Source organism: uncultured Campylobacter sp. (genome assembly GCF_938031315.1).
Lineage (GTDB): Bacteria > Campylobacterota > Campylobacteria > Campylobacterales > Campylobacteraceae > Campylobacter_B.
In genome coordinates this window covers 1-19,654 of sequence record NZ_CALHHT010000512.1, presented here as the reverse complement: position 1 = coordinate 19,654, position 19,654 = coordinate 1, and the positions used below count along the sequence as shown (strand labels likewise).

At 49.6% G+C, this 19,654-nt stretch carries 18 protein-coding genes; 3 read left to right on the top strand and 15 right to left on the bottom strand.

The window, feature by feature from the left end:
• Positions 1 to 84: 84 nt before the first annotated feature.
• The 14 genes from Q0236_RS12770 to Q0236_RS12705 form a co-directional block, all read right to left on the bottom strand.
• A complete protein-coding gene (locus tag Q0236_RS12770; RefSeq protein WP_297918799.1) occupies positions 85 to 2,121 on the bottom strand; it encodes a bifunctional alpha/beta hydrolase/class I SAM-dependent methyltransferase in 2,037 nt (678 codons plus the stop codon).
• A 38-nt stretch (positions 2,122 to 2,159) separates the two neighbouring features.
• On the bottom strand, positions 2,160 to 2,714 hold the full coding sequence (locus tag Q0236_RS12765; RefSeq protein WP_297918796.1) for a DUF1287 domain-containing protein: 555 nt from the start codon (positions 2,712 to 2,714) through the stop codon (positions 2,160 to 2,162).
• Positions 2,715 to 2,721: 7 nt separating this feature from the next.
• A complete protein-coding gene (locus Q0236_RS12760) occupies positions 2,722 to 3,651 on the bottom strand; it encodes a phosphatidate cytidylyltransferase (RefSeq protein WP_297918793.1) in 930 nt (309 codons plus the stop codon).
• Positions 3,648 to 4,001: a hypothetical protein gene (locus Q0236_RS12755; protein WP_297918790.1), complete on the bottom strand. Its 354-nt coding sequence runs from the start codon at positions 3,999 to 4,001 to the stop codon at positions 3,648 to 3,650. Before Q0236_RS12755 ends, Q0236_RS12760 begins: the two co-directional genes overlap by 4 nt.
• Positions 3,982 to 4,620 (bottom strand): 1-acyl-sn-glycerol-3-phosphate acyltransferase, encoded by a 639-nt coding sequence (locus Q0236_RS12750; RefSeq protein ID WP_297918788.1) that lies wholly within the window; start codon positions 4,618 to 4,620, stop codon positions 3,982 to 3,984. The genes Q0236_RS12755 and Q0236_RS12750 overlap by 20 nt, the downstream gene beginning before the upstream one ends.
• Positions 4,621 to 5,085: 465 nt before the next feature.
• A complete protein-coding gene (locus Q0236_RS12745; RefSeq protein ID WP_297918785.1) occupies positions 5,086 to 5,688 on the bottom strand; it encodes a CDP-alcohol phosphatidyltransferase family protein in 603 nt (200 codons plus the stop codon).
• A gap of 540 nt (positions 5,689 to 6,228) precedes the next feature.
• Positions 6,229 to 7,269: a DUF3137 domain-containing protein gene (locus tag Q0236_RS12740; protein ID WP_297918780.1), complete on the bottom strand. Its 1,041-nt coding sequence runs from the start codon at positions 7,267 to 7,269 to the stop codon at positions 6,229 to 6,231.
• Between the two features lie 127 nt (positions 7,270 to 7,396).
• Complete coding sequence (gene purN / locus Q0236_RS12735) at positions 7,397 to 7,975, bottom strand: phosphoribosylglycinamide formyltransferase (RefSeq protein ID WP_297918777.1); 579 nt, start codon at positions 7,973 to 7,975, stop codon at positions 7,397 to 7,399.
• Positions 7,966 to 9,606, bottom strand: coding sequence for an NAD(P)H-hydrate dehydratase (locus tag Q0236_RS12730; protein WP_297918774.1), 1,641 nt, complete (start codon positions 9,604 to 9,606; stop codon positions 7,966 to 7,968). Before Q0236_RS12730 ends, purN begins: the two co-directional genes overlap by 10 nt.
• Positions 9,603 to 11,120 carry a YifB family Mg chelatase-like AAA ATPase gene (locus Q0236_RS12725; RefSeq protein WP_297918772.1) on the bottom strand — a complete coding sequence of 506 codons (1,518 nt, stop codon included), beginning with the start codon at positions 11,118 to 11,120 and terminating at the stop codon, positions 9,603 to 9,605. Before Q0236_RS12725 ends, Q0236_RS12730 begins: the two co-directional genes overlap by 4 nt.
• Positions 11,117 to 11,635: a peptide deformylase gene (gene def, locus Q0236_RS12720; protein WP_297918769.1), complete on the bottom strand. Its 519-nt coding sequence runs from the start codon at positions 11,633 to 11,635 to the stop codon at positions 11,117 to 11,119. The genes Q0236_RS12725 and def overlap by 4 nt, the downstream gene beginning before the upstream one ends.
• A complete protein-coding gene (clpP, locus tag Q0236_RS12715) occupies positions 11,636 to 12,220 on the bottom strand; it encodes an ATP-dependent Clp endopeptidase proteolytic subunit ClpP (RefSeq protein ID WP_297918766.1) in 585 nt (194 codons plus the stop codon).
• Positions 12,220 to 13,533, bottom strand: a complete 1,314-nt coding sequence (gene tig / locus Q0236_RS12710; protein ID WP_297918764.1) for a trigger factor — start codon at positions 13,531 to 13,533, stop codon at positions 12,220 to 12,222. Before tig ends, clpP begins: the two co-directional genes overlap by 1 nt.
• A 157-nt stretch (positions 13,534 to 13,690) precedes the next feature.
• The gene (locus Q0236_RS12705) at positions 13,691 to 15,841 is read right to left on the bottom strand and encodes a TonB-dependent siderophore receptor (protein WP_297918761.1); all 2,151 of its coding nucleotides are present in this window, start codon (positions 15,839 to 15,841) and stop codon (positions 13,691 to 13,693) included.
• Positions 15,842 to 16,028: 187 nt separating this feature from the next.
• On the opposite strand from Q0236_RS12705, the gene folE reads away from it, so the two are divergent.
• From folE to Q0236_RS12690, 3 genes are all read left to right on the top strand, one after another.
• Entirely contained in the window at positions 16,029 to 16,613 is a 585-nt protein-coding gene (gene folE / locus Q0236_RS12700) for a GTP cyclohydrolase I FolE (protein ID WP_297918758.1), read from the top strand.
• A gap of 111 nt (positions 16,614 to 16,724) precedes the next feature.
• On the top strand, positions 16,725 to 17,924 hold the full coding sequence (locus tag Q0236_RS12695; protein ID WP_297918755.1) for a NifS family cysteine desulfurase: 1,200 nt from the start codon (positions 16,725 to 16,727) through the stop codon (positions 17,922 to 17,924).
• Positions 17,925 to 17,927: 3 nt separating this feature from the next.
• Positions 17,928 to 18,929, top strand: coding sequence for an iron-sulfur cluster assembly scaffold protein (locus Q0236_RS12690; protein ID WP_297918752.1), 1,002 nt, complete (start codon positions 17,928 to 17,930; stop codon positions 18,927 to 18,929).
• A 381-nt stretch (positions 18,930 to 19,310) separates the two neighbouring features.
• Here the strand turns inward: Q0236_RS12690 and Q0236_RS12685 are convergent.
• Positions 19,311 to 19,654, bottom strand: a 344-nt coding sequence (locus tag Q0236_RS12685; protein WP_297918749.1) for a hypothetical protein, incomplete at its 5' end; no start/stop codon positions are given.

The following is a 19,654-nucleotide window of genomic DNA, read 5'->3' as shown; positions in this document are numbered from 1 at the left end:
TTTTGCGCTGGTTTTTATTTACGCTTTAAAATTTTAAAATACAGACAAAATCGTCAAATTAAAAAGCGCTCAAAAGACAAGCCGTTAAATTTTAACAGACAAGCTCACGCTAAATATCCCATCCCCATCTATCCACTCACGCACCTTTTTAAATCCCGCCTTTTCCACGAGCTGATCCATCTCGGCCTGGCTACGGCGGCGCATGATCCACGCAGCGCCCTGCCTGTGGCTAGATAGAGCGCGCGCGATCATCTCGAGCTGCGGGTGCCACGGCTGGTTGGTGTAGATGAGGTAGCCGCCGCTTTTTACGCTGCTTGAAAAGCCTTGCAGCGCGGTGCGCACGACCGAGTTATCGGGGAAAAGCTCAAACAGCCCAGACACGACGCCTAGCGTATATGCGTCCTGCAGACCCTCGTAGCTAGCGGCGTCAAAGGCGTTTGCCTGCGTAAAGCTCGCGACGTCCTGCAGCCCGCGCTCTTTTATCATTTCGCTGCCGGCTTTTACGTTTATGTCGCTGTAGTCGCGCAGCGTTATGCGCTCAAATTTATGCCCCTGCGCGGCGTCTAGTATGTATCTGCCGTGCCCCGAGGCGATGTCTAGCAGTCGTAGCGGCTCGCCTCGCTCCTGCAGCTTTGCCACGGCTTGATCGATGGCTAGTTTGATATTTCGTTTGCGCTCCCTGATGCCGCGCCAGCCGATGGCGTTTAGGTAAAATTTGTCGATAAATTTAAAAAATTTATTCGCCCCTTGCGGCTCGTTTCGGTAAACGTAGTCAAGCGTACTGCCGCTATCGTAGCCGGTATTTTCGCCGATCTTTAGCCCGCCGACCCACGGCGAAACCGCCTGCATAAATACCCGCTGAAATTTAAACCGCAAATTTTTCGGGCTAAATCTCGGCAGCGGCGTTGCTAGCCTATCGGCCTCCTCGCGGCTAAATCCGTATTCGTCCGCGTGCGTGCAGTCCACCTCGCTAAAAGGCGCGCTAAACCTCTCGCCGACAAACTCGCGCACTATACTAAACGCCCTCTCCCGCTCGCTCTCGCCCAACGTATCGTGGTAAAATCCCTCTAAAACCTCGCGCCTTTTTACGTGCGCGCCAAGAGCGTTGTAAAACTCGTGCTGCGGGGCGTGCTCCACGACCCAATCATCGCCTGAAACCAGCAGCAGCGTAGGCGTCGTGATCGCCGCGGCGTCCGAAACCACTCGCTGCGCCGCTTCGTAAAGCCCCAGCAGTATGCGCACCGAGATCGCGCGAGTGATGAGCGAGTCGGCGTCGTAGCTGGCCTGGCGCTCCTTGTCGTGCGTGAGATAGTGCGCCTTGACGTAGCTGTTTACGAAAAAATTTCCTCGCGCATTGTAGAGCGCCTTTAAGCCCGCTCTAGCAAACGGTACGTAAAGCTTCACGCTAAACGCCGGACTTGCCAGCACCGCGCAGCGAACGCGCGGAGCGTAGTCGTGCAGCCACGCCGAGACCAGCACGGCGCCCACGCTTTGGGCTATCACGGCTAGATTTCGCGTATCAAAGCCAAATCTCTGCTCGATATGCGCTACAAACTCGTCCACGTCGGCGATGAGACGGCCGATACTTGGCGCGTCGCCCCGCTCGCCGTCACTCCTGCCGTGTCCGCGCTGATCCCAGGCAAAATAGCTAAAACTATCATCCGCTACCCCGTCCGCCACGTGCGTCGTTCTGCCCGAGTGCTTGTGTCCGCGGTGAAATATCGCTACGGCTTTGGCATTCGGCGCGGCTTTAAATTTGAGATTTTGCTCGGCGTTTTCGCTAGACGTCTCGCTCAAATTTGACGTGCCGCATTTGCCGTTTTCGTTTAAATTTGAGTACGAGTTTTCGCCGCCGTTTGGTAAATTTTGCTCGTCAGATTTACCCGCGCCGCCAAAATCAGGCTCCGCATTTTCATCCGCACCGACTGCTTGCTCGCTAGCCAAATTTGATGTTTCGTTTGTGGCCTCGGCGCTCAAATTTGACCCGTCAAATTTACCGGCGTCGCTTAAATTTACTTCATTTGCGCTCGGGTTTTCGCACGCTACGTCCGCAGCCAGGCGGTATCTGTAAAATATCCTCGCCCCGTCGCTCGTTATAAAATAGCTCTCTTTAAACTCCATTTTTCGCCTTTCTTGCTTAAATTTATCGGTTTTTACGCTTATTTTATCCTAAAATGCCCCGTTATCTCGTAAACATTTAGCACGTTTTCCTCCTGCGCGCCAAGCCCGATGTTATGGATCACGAGCGGGGTTTTGCTATCGGCAAATTTATCCGAAACTATGCCGATATGCGGCCTGCCGTTATCCAGCCGCCACGTCACGATATCGCCCGCTTTAAACTCGCCCTTCGCCTCGTAACCCTTGCGTTTTAGATAGGTGGCGATATTTGGTACGCGGCGATGATCGATGTTTTTGTCGGTCTTTTTCGCGCCCCAGTTTTTTGGATAGGCGCTAAAATTTGCGCTCATATCCTCGTGGATGAGCCGCTGCAGATCGATATTCTGCCCGCGCAGCGCCCTAACGACGACGTCGGTGCAAACGCCCTTTATCATATCCACGTCGCCCATCGGGTACTCAAGCCTAGAGTACGAATGATCGTAAAACAGCGTCTGCCCGACCTGCGCTCTGGCATCTTGCACGAGCTTTTGGGCCGAAAAGGCAAAGGCTAAATTTGCCGCGAGCGCTAAAAGTAAAATTTTGCTCCGAATTTTCATCAAAACCTCACGCGTAAAAGTATCTAACTATGTGAAAAAATATCGGCGCCGCAAAGCACAGCGAGTCCATACGGTCAAGCATCCCGCCGTGCCCGCTGATCATATATCCCCAGTCTTTGACGCCCAGATCGCGCTTGATTGCCGACATAACAAGCCCTCCTAAAAAGCCCATCATGCAAACGGCAAGCCCGATAAAAAACGCCCCCGTCGCACCAAAAGGCGTGAGATGATGCAAACACGCAGCCAGCGCGCTAGCGCTAAGTACGCCGCCAGCAAAGCCGACCACCGTTTTAGACGGGCTGATGCTAGGCGCAATCTTGTGCTTGCCAAAAAGTTTACCCCAGATGTACTGCAGCACGTCGCTAGCCTGCACGACCAGGATCAAAAACAGCATCAGCTCCATGCCGCTACCTCGCTCAAGACCCAGTAAAAGAAGCGCGGGGATGTGCGAGATACAAAAGACGCAGATCATCAGCGCCCACTGGATCTTCGTCGAGCGCTCTAAAAAATATGCCGCATCGCCGCAAATAGCCGCCAAAATCGGCAAAAATAAAAATCCGTAAACCGGGATAAATATCATCGCCATCGCGTACCAATCTGCATAAATAAAAATATACTGCATAGGTAAAATCACGTAAAAGCACGCCACGAGCGCGATGTGATCGCCTCTGCGGATGTAGATGAGCGACAAAAACTCGCGCAATGCGGCAAACGAAACTAGCAAAAACAAAAATATTACGGCGTTTTTGCCCATATACGTAAACGCAAAAATCACCAAAATCATCGCCCACCAGGCGTTTATGCGCGAGGTCAAATTTGAGACGGTTTTGTTCTCGGCGCCAAATTTCGCCTTTAGCATAAAGGCAATGGCGCTAGAGACGACCAGCACTGCTATGAGTCCTAAAAATAGATTTAAGATATGATTTTGCGGGTTCATTTTAGGGCCTTTTGGTTAAATTTGAAGCTAAATTTGACGTATGTTTCGGAGTGCTCCAAGCGAGTCAAATTTACGCGCGTTTGGTTTGCCCTGCGGGCGGTTAAATTTGCTAGCCAGAATTGCTCGCGCTTTGAGCCCACGTTTGGGTCAAATTTGATTTGCGGCGAGGCGAGCGTTTTGATCCGGGTTTCGCGCTCAAATTTGACGTTTTCGGCCGCCGTTTTAAAAGGCTCGCCGTCAAATTTACCGCAAAAATCGGTCGCAAATTTTCCCTTTTCGTCTGACGGATTTGTAGGGCTCAAATTTACCGCCGTCGCCAGAGCCGCCAAATCAGGCTTTCGTTCTATCATTTTGCGTATCGCTCATCGCTAGCAGCGCGTCTTGCGCCTTTTGTAAAAACTCGCCCTTGCCCTCGCCGCCGTACGATATCTCCTCGCCCACGATCAGCTCGCAAAGCAGCGGGATGGGTATCATAAAGCCCTTAGGCAGGACGTTGCGCGCATTTTTGATCCAAATCGGCACCAAAGGCACGGAGGGGCACTGTTGCGCTAGACGAAATATCCCGCTTTTAAACGGCTGAAGTGCTAAGTCGTCATTCATCTTGCGCGTGCCTTCCGGAAAGATGATGAGAGAGTGGGTCTGCAGCGCGTCGCTCATTTGCGCTAGCGCTTCTAGCGGATCTTTGCGGCGACTTATTAGCACCATGTTAAACACGTTTTTAGCAAGAAATCTGCGCACGGGCCCGCTCTCCCAGTACTCCGCCGCCGCGACGGGGCACACGCGCTTTCTCACGCGATACGGCAGCGAGACGAAAATCAGCAAAAAATCGCCGTGGCTAGCGTGGTTCGCGTAGTAAATTTTAGTACCGTCTCCGATATTTAAAAGCTCCTGCGGCGGCCGTACGCCCGTGATAAATATCGTGATACGGCAAAGGATAAAATCAAGCGCTGCAGCTAAAAACTCTTTCATCCTGTATCCTTTTTACTCTTTTACTTTTCAAATTCACTTTTTACGGTGCCCTCAATTTTACGGTTGCGTGCGGCAAATAAGCTTCTTGCCCACCTTGCCGAAAACGAGCGTTTAGACATAAATTTGAGGCGATTAAAGCCGATACGGTTTTAAGTAACGCCTGCAATTTGCCGCTTTTGCTACTTGCCTTTGATTTCACCGACTTTAATAAAACGCTCGAAATTAACCGAGCGCGTTTTGCGCGCCTAGCGTCTTTTAAAACGTCTAAATTAAGCGGACAAATTCGCCGTGATATTTTATCCTCGCCTCAAAAAATCTCGTAAATTTAAACAAGATCAAATTTATAACGATTGCGTGCCCGCGTCGAGGCGAGCTTAAAACTTTTGCAATTATATCAAATTTAGGCGAATTTACCTTGCGTCGATTTTGGAGATAGCTATTAAATTTATCCTCGTCCGAGGCGCCTTATTCCCAGCTTTCTAGTCCCATCCTCACGCGGTTTGCGCAAGTAAGCGCGAGTAAAAATATCGCGGCGTAAAGTACCCCGCTAAACCACTCCGGTAGTCGCCCAGATAGCGCATATACCGTACCGATAAGCCCGAATATAAACGCGCGGTCGCTCTTGCCCATAGGCCCGTCGTATCGCCTGCCGCAACCGTGCACCTGCCCTAGGACGCCCAAAAACTCACTCATAAAAGATAGAAAGATAACGAGCACGATAACGCCCCAGTCAAACGGCGCCATGAAGGCAAACGGCAGATACAGCGCGGCGTCCGAGATGACGTCCGTGGCTTCGTTTAGGTAGCCGCCCAGCGGGCTTTTTTGATTAAACTCGCGAGCCAGCATGCCGTCGATGGCATTTAGCGCCATACGCAAAAACATCCAAACGGGCAGCAGAAAGAATAGCGTCGAAATTTCGGCGAATTTTATCAGAAGTCCGCCCAGCAGAACGGAAATGACGCAGGCTGTGATCGTGACTTGATTTGCGCTGACGCCCGCGCCGTGAAGACGTCTTACTAACGGACGAAGTAAATTTTGAAATTTGGGCTTTAACTCGTAAATCGTCATGAGGACTCCGAAAATTTGATTTTCGTATTGTCGCTTAAAAATGCTTGGAGGCAGATTAAATGTGTGGCCGGCTTTTGTGTGAGCTTTTTAATCGTCGATTTTTAAAAGCATTAGGATGGCGAAATGAACGATGAAAATATAAGTAAATTATCTCTTCTATCATTGCCGTGATCGGCACTCAATTTTTTTGGTGCGGGCTCGCGACGGTAAAAGTAGTGTTTGCGGCACGATGATAGGCAGCGTGGTAATCTCCATTATGGAAAGCGTACGGTGCAATCATCGCCATATCAGTATCCATCTTCGCTCAATTCTTCTATTCGGGCCGCAAAAATTTATAAATCGTATGGGATTTCATCGCGATAGATTTCAAACTTCGCCCTCCGCCGCAAATGTAATAAACCCTGCGGCAAAGTCCATAAGACCTTGTCGCGAAAATTCTAAATCATAGCGACGCCGAGCCGGGAAGAGTGCTTTTAAATTTCAAAATTTCGCGGCGGCGCAAAGCCTCCATATTTGCGGATTTAAGGTCAAATTTAAAATTTAATCCTGCCAGATATTTTCGTTTAATTTCAGACTTTTTACGATGGAGAGAAAGAATAGAAGCTCGTGCTTGATAGACGCGGCGGGATCAAAGCTAAATACGCTGCGATCCACGCTAGGCTCGAAACTATCGTATCCCGTGCGGATGAAAATATAGACGTTTCTACCAGAAAAGCTTAAACTGATCGGTCCGCCGGCACCGCTTCTAAAGCGAAGCAAGCGCCGCATAAAGGCGGGTGTGAGGGCATACATTGCAGACACCGCATCGGCGCTATATACGCTAAATGCGGAGCTAAACTCGCTATCGTCCATCGCGATCTTCTTAAGTCCGCCAAGCGTTGGCCTAGCGCTGAGCGAAGGCAGGATCACCGCCACCGAGTTTACGCGCTTTTTAAATTCTGCGTAGAAAAAGATCCCCCTGCTGCTACGTCGTTCGTCAGTATGAGTCACGCAAACATCCGCAAAACTGAAAAATACTCCGTCATAAACGCCGGAAATTTTATCTTCGCAATCAAAATAGCTTATACCGTCCACAAATAGGCCGCTAGCGCGCAGATACGCCGGCCGAAACGAGCCTGAAATTTCGTAGCGATAACCTAGGCTTGCAATATAGGGCGCAATATATTGGTGTTTAAAGGCGCGGACGAATTTTTTGGATCTGTTGTATTTGATCCGCTCCAGCGCGGCATCTGCGATATTAAACAAAGAAAGGCAGATGGTTACGAGTGCGATGACGAAGCGCAAGGTATCATTCTCGCACATTTCTACGCCTTTGGCAAGCATCCACAGCAAGGTGCAAAAGATAAATACGCGCACTATATTTGCATCTTTATTCACTACTCTAAAAGAGATGCTGCCGCAGCTAAATATCACTATAATCCAGCAGAGACCTACTGCTGCTTCTTGATCTCTAAAATTGAAAAATAGCCACAGCGCCGAGGCCAGCACCGCTAGTGCTATTATCGAAAACGCCGTGCCTTTGCGCTGCTCCGCCTCCTCCAGGATGTCGAGCCTTAGTTTTTCCAGTTCGTTTGCGGTCATCTTTCTCTTTCTAAATTTAGCTAGCAAATTTTAAAGCTTAGCCTTGAACCGCCTCTAAATTTAAAGAACTAAGCTTTAAAATTTATAAAATTCCGCGGAATTTCGCTCTTTAAATTTAGCGTAAAATTTAGCTTTGGCACAAAATTTCTACGATCACCTGCGGCAATAGCTCATGCTCGATTTCGTGGATTTTGGCTTCGTAAGCCTCAAGGCTCATTCCCGCGCTCTTTTCAAACGCTCGCTGAGCGATGATCGCACCGCCGTCAAGCTCCTCGCTGACCCAGTGCACGCTCACGCCGCCCACCTTCATATCGCTCTCAAAGCTCTGCTCTATCGCATGCGCGCCCTTAAAAAGCGGCAGCAGCGACGGGTGCAAATTTATCGCGCGAACCCTGCTCGTAAAAACGGGCGTGAGAATCCTCATAAAGCCCGCAAGCACCGTAAGCTCCGCGCCGCTTTTTTCGATCTCGCGCACGAGCGCGGCGTCAAATTCCTCGCGGCTAGCGAAGTCTTTATGATTTAGGATCACGCTTTTAAGCCCGAATTTTGCGGCCTTTGCGATACCTCCCGCGTCGGCTTTGTTGCTTAGCGTTAGCACGACTTCGATCTTGGTTTCACCAAAAATTTTGCCGTGCAGCTTCTGCAGGATCGCCTCCAAATTTGAGCCGCTGCCGCTAAAAAGCACGGCGAGCTTTTTTACAGCCATTTTACCTCCTCGATGAGATCGAGCGGATTTAGCGCGTAGGAGTTTTTGGCGAAGGCTCGCGCGGCGAGCGCGTGGGCTAGGACGCCGCAGATTGAGGCTTGCAGAGGCGAGTAGCCTTGCGCGAGCAGCCCGCCGATGAGCCCTGCGAGTACGTCGCCGCTGCCGCCCTTTGCGAGCGCGGCGCTACCCTTGTCGCAGACGTAGATGATGCCCGCTTGGGCGATGAGCGTGTTTGCGCCCTTTAGCACGAGCACGCCGCTAAATTTATCGCTCCACGCCTGCGCAAGCTCGAAGCGCCGCTCTTGCAGCTCGCTCACGCTAAGATCTGCGATGCCCGCGATCTTTAAAAGCGAGCAAAACTCCTTCGGATGGGGCGTTATGATTAAATTTGAATTGGCGTTTAGCAGGCTTAAAATTTCGCGCTCGTAGCACAGATCGGCGTCGATGACGCAGCTTTTGTCCCGCAGCGCGGCAAGATCGATCTTCCGCTTCCCGAGACCACAACCGCAGACTACGACCCGCGCGGCATCAAATGAGCTTTTTTGCATCAAAATCGGGCTTAAGTTTAATGGCTCATCGCTAACGACGCTAACGAGCCCGCTGCCGATCGCGTGAGCCGCCAGAGCCGCCATCTGCGCCGCTCCGCTCATCTGCCCGCTTACGACGTAGGTGTGCCCGAAGTCGCCCTTGTTGGTGTTTTGCTTCCTGCGTAGCGGCAGCTTCAGATCGCTTTTTTGAAGCAGAAAATATTCGCTCCGCCCCTCAAAATTTAAGCGCGAAATTCCAAGATTTGCGACCTTGATCCGCCCTACATAATCCTTCGCCGTATCCGAAAACAGCGCGAGCTTGAGTGCGCCCATCGCGATCGTCAGATCCGCGCAAAACGCACCGCCTAAAATGCGCCCGCTCTTATTGATACCGCTTGGAATATCGACTGCGATTTTTAGGGATTTTGCGCTATTTGCGAGAGATAAAATTTCACAAATTTCAGAGCTTAAGGCTTTGTTTAAGCCGCTTCCGAAAATTCCGTCGATTATGCAGTCTGCGTTTGTAATCTCATCGTGCAGGATGCTCGGCTCGCCGCATTCGTCGCCTAGATCACTGCATTCGTCGCCGTGCTCCGCGATCTCAAATTTAGCACCCGTAAATTTCGCGCTTAATTTATCGCCGCCGCCTGAAATGTCCGTGCCGCTTGGGCTTTCGCGCTCGCCCTCACAAGAGCCAACGTCCTTTAAATAGGAGCCGCCTACGCTTTCATGCGCGCAGGCATCCTTGCTAGACGCGCCCTCTACGTGCCCGCAATCGTCTTTTGCGCTCGCGATGTTGATAAATCTAACGCCCGCAGCCCGCGCCGCATCAGCTTGAAATTTACCCGCCGCGCTTCTGTTTTGAAGCACGCAAAGCGCGGTGCAGTTAAAATCTCCGCTTAGCTTTCGCAGCGCCGCCATCGCGTCCGCGCCGTTGTTTCCGCCGCCGCAAAGCGCCAAAATGTGCGAGCCCTTTTTGAGCCGCTTTCTGATCTCGCGCTCGATCCTGCCGGCGGCATTTTCCATTAAAATTTGCTCACTCAGTCCAAATTTCGCGCTAGCCCGCGCGTCAAGCCCCTCGGTGCTAAAGAAAATTTTTTTCAAATTTCGCTCCTTATGCGAAAGCTAAGAGCCTCCAAAATATGCGCCTTGGCGATGATCTCGGCGCCTGCTAGATCGGCGATCGTGCGCGCGAGCTTTAGCGTTTTATTTACGCCGCGTTGCGAAAGATCGTAGCGGGTGATCGCCGTTTGCAAAACCTCTCGCGCAGCGCTTTCGCAGACGCAAAATTTTTCAGTTTCCTCGTCGCGTAGCTTTGCGTTTAGCTCGCTCTGTCCGCGAGCCTTTTGCGCGCGAAACGCCCGCAGCACCGCATCCGCCATCTCCTCGCTGCAAACGTCGCTTCTATCGTCCGCGCCGGTTTCGTCCATCGCGACGTATATGTCGATGCGATCGAGCAGCGGCGCGGAGATCGTGTTTTTGTAGCGCCTGATATCGTTTAGCGAGCAGGTGCAGGTGAGGTTTTTGGAGAATAGATTTCCGCACGGGCAGGGATTTTGCGCCGCGACAAAGATAAATTTCGTTTGGTATTCGACCTTGGAATTTACGCGCGAAATTAAAATTCTATTATCCTCTAGCGGCTCGCGCAGGCTTTCTAAAATTTGCTTGCCGAAGTGCGGCAGCTCGTCGAAAAACAGCTCGCCGCCGTTTGCGAGCGCGACCTCGCCGATCTTTGCGCCGCTACTGCCGCCGCCGAAAATCGAGCTGCGCGTGCTGGTGTGGTGTGGTGAGCGGAAGGGGCGCAGTGCGCTAAAATCGACGTCTTTGTTATTTAGCGACTCGTAGGCGCACGAGAGTAGCACTTCGCCTAGGCTCTGCGGAGGCAGAATTCTGGCTATCCGCTTGGCGCACATACTTTTGCCGCAGCCGGGGCTGCCCTCAAAGAGGATATTGTGCATGCCGCACGCGGCGATCAGGCTCGCGCGCTTGGCGCGCTTCTGTCCTTTGACGTCTTTGAAATCGAGCGAAAAATCGCGGTTGGGGACGTAAGCTTGCCCGTCAATCTCCACGACGTTTTTAAAAAGCGGATGGGTTTCTCGCATGAGCCTGCTTGCGGCGAACTCCTCGTCTAAAAAAAATCTGACCGCGTCGCTTAGGCTATCTACGGCATAAACGTCGTAGTTTGGGATCGTGCAGGCTTTTAGAGCGATGCTTTGCGGCACTAAAATTTTAGCGCGCTTCACCTTCGTGCTTAAAAAAAGCAGGATCGAAAAGAGGCTCGCCGTGCTCTTTAAACTGCCGTCTAAACCGAGCTCGCCGAAGACAAAGAAATCGCCGTCTATGCGCTCTTTTTGCAGCGCGATTAGAAGCGCGATCGCAAGATCGAAGTGCGAGCCGTTTTTGGGCGTATCGGAGGGGGAGAGATTTATGATGATTTTGGACGCGGGAAATTTAAAATTTAAGCTCATAAGCGCGGCTTTAACGCGGCTTTCGCTCTCTTTTATCGTAGCTCCCGCAAGGCCTACGATATTAAATCCCGGCAGCCCCCGCACAAATGTCGACTCGACCTCTACGGGGATCAGAGCATCCGTGAAGGCAGCGCATTTTAGGGATTTCATTTCGATTTTTCTTTTAGGCTTTTTTTGAATTCTTTATCAAATTTTTTGCGTTTGTTGTATCCGATGCGCTCGATAAAAAGATGTCCGTCGAGGTGGTCCATCTCGTGCTGGATACAGACGGCTAGCAGCTCGCTAGCGTCCATTTGGCGGGTATTGCCGGCGCGGTCTTGAAATTGCACCGTAATAAACTCGGCGCGCGTGACGTCCTCATAAAAGCCCGGCACCGAGAGGCAGCCCTCCTGGTAAACGACCTCGCCTTCCTTTTTTAAAATTTGCGGATTGATGATCTCGATGAGGTCCTTTTTGTCTTGGATTTTTTCCTCATTGGCTAAATTTATGATCAAAGCGCGCACAGGCCTTCCTACCTGGATGGCGGCAAGACCTATGCCGTTTTTTGCGATCATCGTCTCATACATATCGTCCAAAAACTTACCTAGCGCCGCATCGAATTTAACGACCTCGGTCGATCTTTGATAAAGCTTTTTATTCGGATAGGTAAGGACGTCCAGAATCATCTATTTAAAGCTCTTTTGAAGTACTTGATCGATCAGCCCGTATTGCACGGCATCCTCGGCGCTCATGAAAAAGTCGCGATCGGTGTCCTTTTCGACCTGCGCGAGATCTTTGCCGGAATTTTGCGAAAGGATGTTATTTAAAATTTCTTTCATTCGTAAAATTTCTTTGGCTTGGATCTCGATGTCGGTAGCTTGGCCCTGCGCGCCGCCGAGGGGCTGGTGGATCATTATGCGCGAGTTTGGAAGCGCGTAGCGTTTGCCTTTGGCTCCACAGCTTAGCAAAAACGCCCCCATCGACGCCGCTTGACCGATACAGATCGTGCTTACGTCGGGTTTGATGTAATTCATCGTGTCATAAATGCTAAATCCGCTCGTAACCACGCCGCCCGGGGAGTTGATGTATAGATAGATATCCTTATCCGGATCCTCCGCCTCCAAAAACAGAAGCTGCGCGACGATCGAGCTTGCCACCGCGTCGTCGATCTCGCCGCTAAGCATTACGATACGGTCTTTTAGTAGCCTCGAGTAGATATCGTAGCTGCGCTCTCCGCGGCCGGTCTGCTCTATAACGTAAGGAATCACCATTATTCGCCTTTCGCTTCTTTTTTGCCTTGCTTCGTGAAGATGTCGTTAAATAGCTTCTCCTCGATCAGCGCCATTTTAACGGCCGGCAGCATGCCGTTGTTGCGGTATCTATTTAGATGCTCCTTCGGATCGGCGCCGTAGGTGTAGGCCTCCATATAGACCGCTTGGACGAGCTCCTGATCGCTCACGTCGATCTTGCGTTGTTTAGCTAGCTCGTCGATTAAGAAGGTAAGTTTTACGCTGTTTTCGGCCGCCTTTCTAAACTCTTCGCGCTTTTTATCCAGGGCGTCTTTGTTGTTTTTAAATTCCTCGATCTGCTCCTTTGAAAAGCCGCTCCAGGCGTTGTTAAACTGCAAATTAATCTCCTGCTCGACGATCGCTTTTGGAAGCGCGAAGTTAAATTTCTCGGCGAGCGCGTCGGCAAATTTAGGCTTTAGATCCTCGTTTATCAGCTTTTGAAGCTTATCGTTTTTGATGCGCTCTTTGATGCGCGCTTCAAATTTCTCCTTGCTCGGCTCTTTCTCGCCCGGAAGCGCTTGCTTTAGCTCCTCCTCGCCGAGCTCTTTGGCAGGTTTTTTAGCCTGAATTTCATGAAGTTTGACTTTAAAAATCGCGTCCTTGCCGGCTAAGCTTTTCGCGCCGTAATCTTGCGGAAATTTAACTGCTACGTCGCGCTCTTCGCCCACTCTAAGTCCGATCATTCCGTCTTCAAAGCCCGGGATAAATTGATTTGAGCCGATCTGAAGGACGTAATCCTGCGCCTTGCCGCCGTCGAATGGCTTGCCGTCCACGAAGCCTTCGAAGTCGAATTTTGCAAAATCGTCTTTGGCTAGAATTTTTTTGTTGGTTTTAGAAAGCGGAGCGATCATCTGCAAAAATTCCTCTACTTTCTCGTCGATCTCTTTTTGAGTAACGCGTGGGCTGCTAAATTTAGGAATCAGCTCCTCGTATCCCTCGACGCTAACCTCGGGCCTGAAAGAAATTTCGATCTCCACGTCAATGTCACCTTCTTTTTCGTCAAATTTAGAAAAGACCGGCTCGGATAAAATTTCATCTTGTTTTTTCTTTAAAATTTTAAGAGACTCATCGATCATATCTTTAAGAAGCTCCTGCTTTGCGTCGCCCTCAAGCTGCTTGCCGTATCGCTTCAAAACCACTGCGGTAGGCACTTTACCCTGTCTGAATCCATCGATTCTTAGCTGCTTGGAGGCCTTTTTGGCTAGCTCTTCTACTTTGGCTGCGATCTGCTTTGCTTCGATCTTGCTCGCAGCTACCGCATTCGCGGCGTCTTTCATTTTTGCTTTTACTTCCATAAAATTCCTTTAGAAAATTTAAAAATAGCGAATAATATATCAAAAAATTTCTTATTTAAAGTATAAATTCCTAAAATTTGCCGAGCCTAAGCGGTTTGTATTTATCAAAATTTTAAAATTTTAAAAGCCTGCCTTAAAATTTAAAGCGGGCTTGAGGTTAAAATTTTACCGATACGTTAAACATAAACTGCCGCGCGTAGCCCATCTGAATAGGTATCACGCTCGTGGTCGTGCCGGTTGAGGATGAGGTGTAGTATTTTTTGTCGGTCAAATTTTTGACGTTGAACGAAAAATTCGTATCATAGCCCGAAATTTTAGTATCGTAGCTCACGAAGGCGTCATAAACTACGGCGTGAGGCAGCTTAAACGCCGTTCCTGCGGGCACGCTCGGTAGATTCGTGCGCATATAATAGGTGTACCACGAGCCGAAGTATCGCGCACCACCGCCAAGCCTAAGCCCCTTTGCGCCTAGATGCGCAAAATCGTAGTTGGCAAATAGGCTTGCTTGGTGCTTCGGCGTCGCTTCCAGCGGTTTGCCGATTAGCACCGCAAAAGCGCCGTCGTCCTCGCGCACCCTCGTTTTGGTATATGCATAGCTCGCTGACATGCTAAGTCCCTGCGTCACGCGCCCGTTTATATCGAGTTCAAATCCTCGCGAGCGAGCCTTGCCGATCGTCTCACTTATATTATTTACCGTCCGCAGGATGTTTCTTTTATCGATATTAAACACCGCCGCACCCGCAGTGACTCGATCGTTTTGAAATTTAGTGCCGAGCTCCACGGATTTGCCTTCCTCCGGCTTTAGATCGCCGCCTATCGCCTCGCCTATGGACATCTGCGGCGTGAAGCTTTGCGCGTAGTTAGTATATACTGACCACTGTGGGCTTAACAGGTACAAAAGCCCGCCCTGATAGGTCGTAGCAGCCTTTTTCTGATCGGTGCTGTTCGGCCCTTGCCAGCTTTGCTTGGCTACTTGATCGTAAAATTCCCTACGCACGCCCAAAGAAAGTATCAACTCGTCGGTTAAATTTATATTATCTTGGGTGTAAAGCCCGATCGTTCTTAGCTTTTGATATTGTATTTTTGGCTCTCTATCGTTCGTTAGGACGGCGCCCGAAGCGGTCTGCCCGGTAAGCATATTGATGCGCCCTGCGGTGCCTTTTAGCGCGCCCGGGCGGTATCTGTAGTAGTTTTTGTAATCCGTGCCGAAAAGGACGTCGTGCTTAAGCGGGCCCGTTTCAAATTTGCCGTTTAGCGTGACGCTTGCTGCGTGCGTGCGGTGTATGAAATTATCGTAGTAGTTATACGATCGCGTCGTGCCGGTAAGGCCTTGGGGCGTGAATGGATTGTTCGGACGGACGTAGCCGTATTCGTGCTTACTGCGCGAGAAAGCATAGGCGCCTTTTAATATCCAATCCTCGTTAAATTCCTTCTCAAAGCCGAAATCAACCGTATCGAGTTTGCTTTGTAGTTTATTTACCGGCTCGTCGAAGCGGACTTTGCCGCTGCCGTAAATTTTACCCGTACTCGGCACTAAAAACGCGCCGCGATCCACCGGATCGGTAGAGCGGCTATGGGTGTAGCCTAAGCTTATCGAATAATCATCTCCTTGATACGCAAGCGACGGCGCAAAGAGCGTGTTTTTTATACCGCCGAAATTTCGCCAATAATCCTTCGCGTAGTAATCGAATATAAATCTATACGCAAAGCCGCTATCTGCAATCGGCCCTGTAGTATCAAATCCCGCGTCCCAATAGTTGCGATTGCCCAGCCCGCCCCAAATTTCATTTATAAACTCATACTGCGGCTTTTTGGTTACCATGTTTATGACGCCGCCTGGTTGCTGCGCGCCGTAGAGCATGCTCGCGGGCCCTTTTAGAACCTCGACGGATTGAATGGTTTTGTTGAAATTGTGCATCACGGCGCCCGGCACGCCGTTGCGCATAATCGAGCCGTCGCGACCCTCGCCAAAGCCACGCTTGATGATCGCATCGAAAATATTTCCCGTCGTATTTGCATAGCTTATGCCGCTTACGTTTTGCAGCGATTCCGCTAAGGTCTCTGGCTTTTTGTCCTTTAGATGCTGCTGCGTTACGACGTTTACGGTTTGCGGAATTTCTAAAATTCTCTTAGTCGTCTTGCCAATCTCGCTGCGTACGGCGCGATAACCGTCGTCGTTATTCGCCCATTCTACGACCTCGATATCGCCTAGGTTTTCGCCCGAGGCGGAGTTTGCTGCGGCGTTTTGTTCGGCGCAAGCAAAAGAAAAAAGCGCCAAAGCCGCGCCAAAACTCATCTTAAATTTCATTACTGAACTCCTTTTAGATAAAGCTTATCAAAACGGCGGATTTTAAACAAAAATTTCTTAAATTTAAATATATTATCATTAACATAATGAGATTGATAAAATTTCGCGCGGAATTTTAAAATTTATCAGCGTTATAAAAGGCGTTTTTGAGTAATATCGCGCATCGATCTTTAAGGAATTGCTAAAAATGGACGAAAAAAGCCGAGCTAAATTTGAAAACTGCGTGTCGCAGATGCTTGAAATTTTAGGCGAGGATCCGAAACGCGACGGGCTTGCGAAGACGCCCGAGCGCGTGGCCAAAGCCTATGAGTTTCTAACTAGCGGCTACGAGCTGGATCCAAAAGAAATTTTAAACGACGCGCTGTTTGAGAGCAGCAACAATGAGATGGTTTTGATAAAAGATATAGAATTTTATAGCCTTTGCGAGCACCATCTGCTGCCGATTATAGGGCGCGCGCACGTCGCGTATATCCCGAATAAAAAGGTCGTGGGGCTTAGCAAAATTCCGCGTATGGTAAATATTTTCGCGCGCAGGCTGCAGATCCAAGAGCAGCTTACCGAGCAGATCGCAAGCGCAATCCAAGAGGTGATCCATCCGCTCGGCGTGGGCGTGGTGCTGCAGGCGCGGCACATGTGTATGGAGATGCGCGGCGTGCAAAAGATCAACTCGACCACGACTACGTCGGCACTGCGAGGGCTTTTTATCAGCCGAAACGACACGCGCAAGGAATTTTTCGATCTAATAAATTCTCCGAAAACTTTTGGTTTTTAAAACGGCAAGCGTTAAAGAAAAATTTAGCAATTATGTTATATTATCGTGCGAAATTGATAAAAGAGCGAAATTGTCTGATTAAATTTCAGACAAATTTTAGAAAGGAATTTTATGCAGCGCGTTTATTTAGATAATAACGCCACTACTATGGTCGATCCCGAAGTTTTTGAGGAGATGAAACCATTTTTTTGCGATAAATATGGCAATCCAAACTCCCTTCACAGCTTCGGCAGCGAGACTCACCCCGCGTTAAGAACTGCGATGGATAGGCTCTATGCGGGACTAGGCGCTGCGGATGCGGACGATATCGTCATCACGAGCTGTGCGACCGAGAGCAATAACTGGGTTTTAAAAGGAATTTACTACGATAAAATTCTAACCGGCGAGAAGGATAATATTGTCATAAGCTCCGTCGAGCACCCCGCAATCAGCGCGACCTGTGCTTTTTTAGAAAAAATTTGTGGCGTAAAGATCACACGTCTTGGCGTCGATAAAAACGGACAGATCGATCTTGACGAGCTTAGCGAAAAGATCAACGACAAAACCGCGCTTGTTAGCGTGATGTGGGCAAATAACGAAACCGGCACGATCTTCCCCGTTAAACAGATCGCGCGTATCGCACACGAACGCGGTGCGCTATATCACGCCGACGCGGTGCAGGCCGTAGGTAAGATAAGGGTAAACGTGCGCGATGCGGATGTGGATTTTTTAAGCCTTTCCGGGCATAAATTTCACGCTCCAAAGGGCGTCGGCGCACTCTACATAAAAGATAGTAAGCCGCTTACGAGCCTGCTTCACGGAGGAGAGCATATGGGCGGACGCCGCAGCGGCACGCTAAACGTCGCAGGCATCGTGGGGCTCGGCAAAGCTTTGGAGCTAGCGAATAAATTTATGGATTTTGAGCGCACTCAGGTAAGCAGGCTGCGCGATAAGCTGGAGGATGCGCTTTTGCAAATTCCAAACGTAGGCGTCGTGGGCGATCGCAGCATCCGTGTGCCAAACACCATCCTTGCCTCGATCCAAGGCGTCGAGGGAGAGGCGATGCTGTGGGATCTAAATAAAGCAGGTATCGCCGCTTCTACAGGCTCTGCGTGTGCGAGCGAGGCGCTCGAGAATAACCCGATAATGGAAGCGATCGGCGCGGATAAGGAACTAGCGCATACGGCGCTAAGGCTTTCGCTGTCGCGCTTTACGACGGAGGCGGAGATCGATTATGCGATCGAGCATATAGGTAAGGCTATCGCTCGTCTGCGCGGGATTTCAAGCACGTTTGCTTATGCACCGCAAGGTTATGAGAAAAATAAAGGATAAAAAATGGCAAAAAATAGTTTGATAAATGGCTCGATCTGGGAGCAGTACTCGCAAAAAGTGCAGGAGCGTATGAATAATCCTCGCTATATGGGCGAGATCACCGAGGAGGAAGCAAAGGCTAGAGGTGGTAAGCTAGTGGTCGCTGACTTCGGCGCCGAGAGTTGCGGCGATGCGGTGCGGCTGTACTGGCTGATAGATCCTAAAACCGATAGAATTTTAGACGCAAAATTTAAAAGCTTCGGCTGCGGCACGGCGATTGCGAGTTCGGATACAATGGCTGAGCTTTGTATCGGAAAGACCGTCGATCAAGCGGTAAAGATTACAAATTTAGACGTAGAGTACGCGATGCGCGATACCCCAGATGAGCCCGCCGTGCCACCGCAAAAGATGCACTGCTCGGTAATGGCATACGACGTCATTAAGCAGGCTGCGGCGAATTATAAGGGCGTCGATCCTGCGCATTTCGAGGATGAGATCATTGTGTGCGACTGCGCGCGCGTAAGCCTCGGCACGATCAAAGAGGTGATCCGATTAAACGATCTTCATACGGTCGAAGAGATCACGCAATACACCAAAGCGGGCGCGTTTTGTAAATCCTGCGTGCGCCCGGGCGGACACGAGGAGAAGGACTACTATCTGGTCGATATTTTAAAGCAAACCAGAGAGGAGATGGAGCGAGAGAGGCTTCAAGCTCAAGCCGAGGCGAGTGCCGCCACTAGCGCGAAAGCGGGAGCCGAGATGAGCTTTGAGCAGCTAAATTTGATCGGTAAATTTAAGGCTGTCGAAGGGGTGCTTGACGAGGATATCCGCCCGATGCTTCAGATGGACGGCGGCAATCTCGACGTCATCGATATCAGACCTGCAGACGACGGCAAAACGGACATATATATCCGTTATCTTGGCGCTTGTAGCGGCTGCGCTAGCGGTGCGAGCGGTACATTATACGCGATCGAAAATGTTTTACAAGAAAACCTTAGCCCAAACATCCGCGTAATGCCGATCTAGGGCTATTATTGCTACGGTTTGCATCTTGGCATAGTTTTTAGCGAAATTTTAAGAGCTTGGGCTTTTGCGCGATTGATGCAGTGCTAAATTTTGCCCCTTAGCTAAATTCGCAATTAGACGCTAAATCTGCGTAGAATTTCGCCGTTTGCTTTTAAAAATATCGCAAATTTCGCTAAGGTTTTTCTAGCGTGAAATTCATCTGTAAAATCTTGTTTATAAATTTAATTAAAAGAGCTTCTTATTTCGCTCGTGCAAGTTTTTTATGAGATTTCGTTTGTAAATTGGACATAGAATTTCTCCGCAAATTTTATCTTTTCATAAATTTCATCAAAAGTTGCCATTAATCTGTTCTCCTTGTTGTTTACTAAATTTATTTTATCATTACTTGTTTTCAAAAATATCTAACGATAAGTTCTCAACTGGATGTTCTTCAAAATCGGTTACAGTAAGTCCTAACAGACGTACTCCAGTTGCGAGCATCCCTTTTTCTGTTTCAAACAAGACACGACCAGTGTCGTAAATAACAATTTTATCATTAGTGCCTTGTTTTAGCTTCTTTCTTTTAGTAATTGTCTTAAAATTAACATCGCGAATCTTTAAAACAACACAATTTGCAAGAAAATGTCGCTTTTTTAACTTATTTTCAAGTTCACCGCTATAAGCTCGCAGTTTAGTTAAAGCTTCATTTTCATCAAATAAACTCTGATTAAAAGTTCGCTCAATCC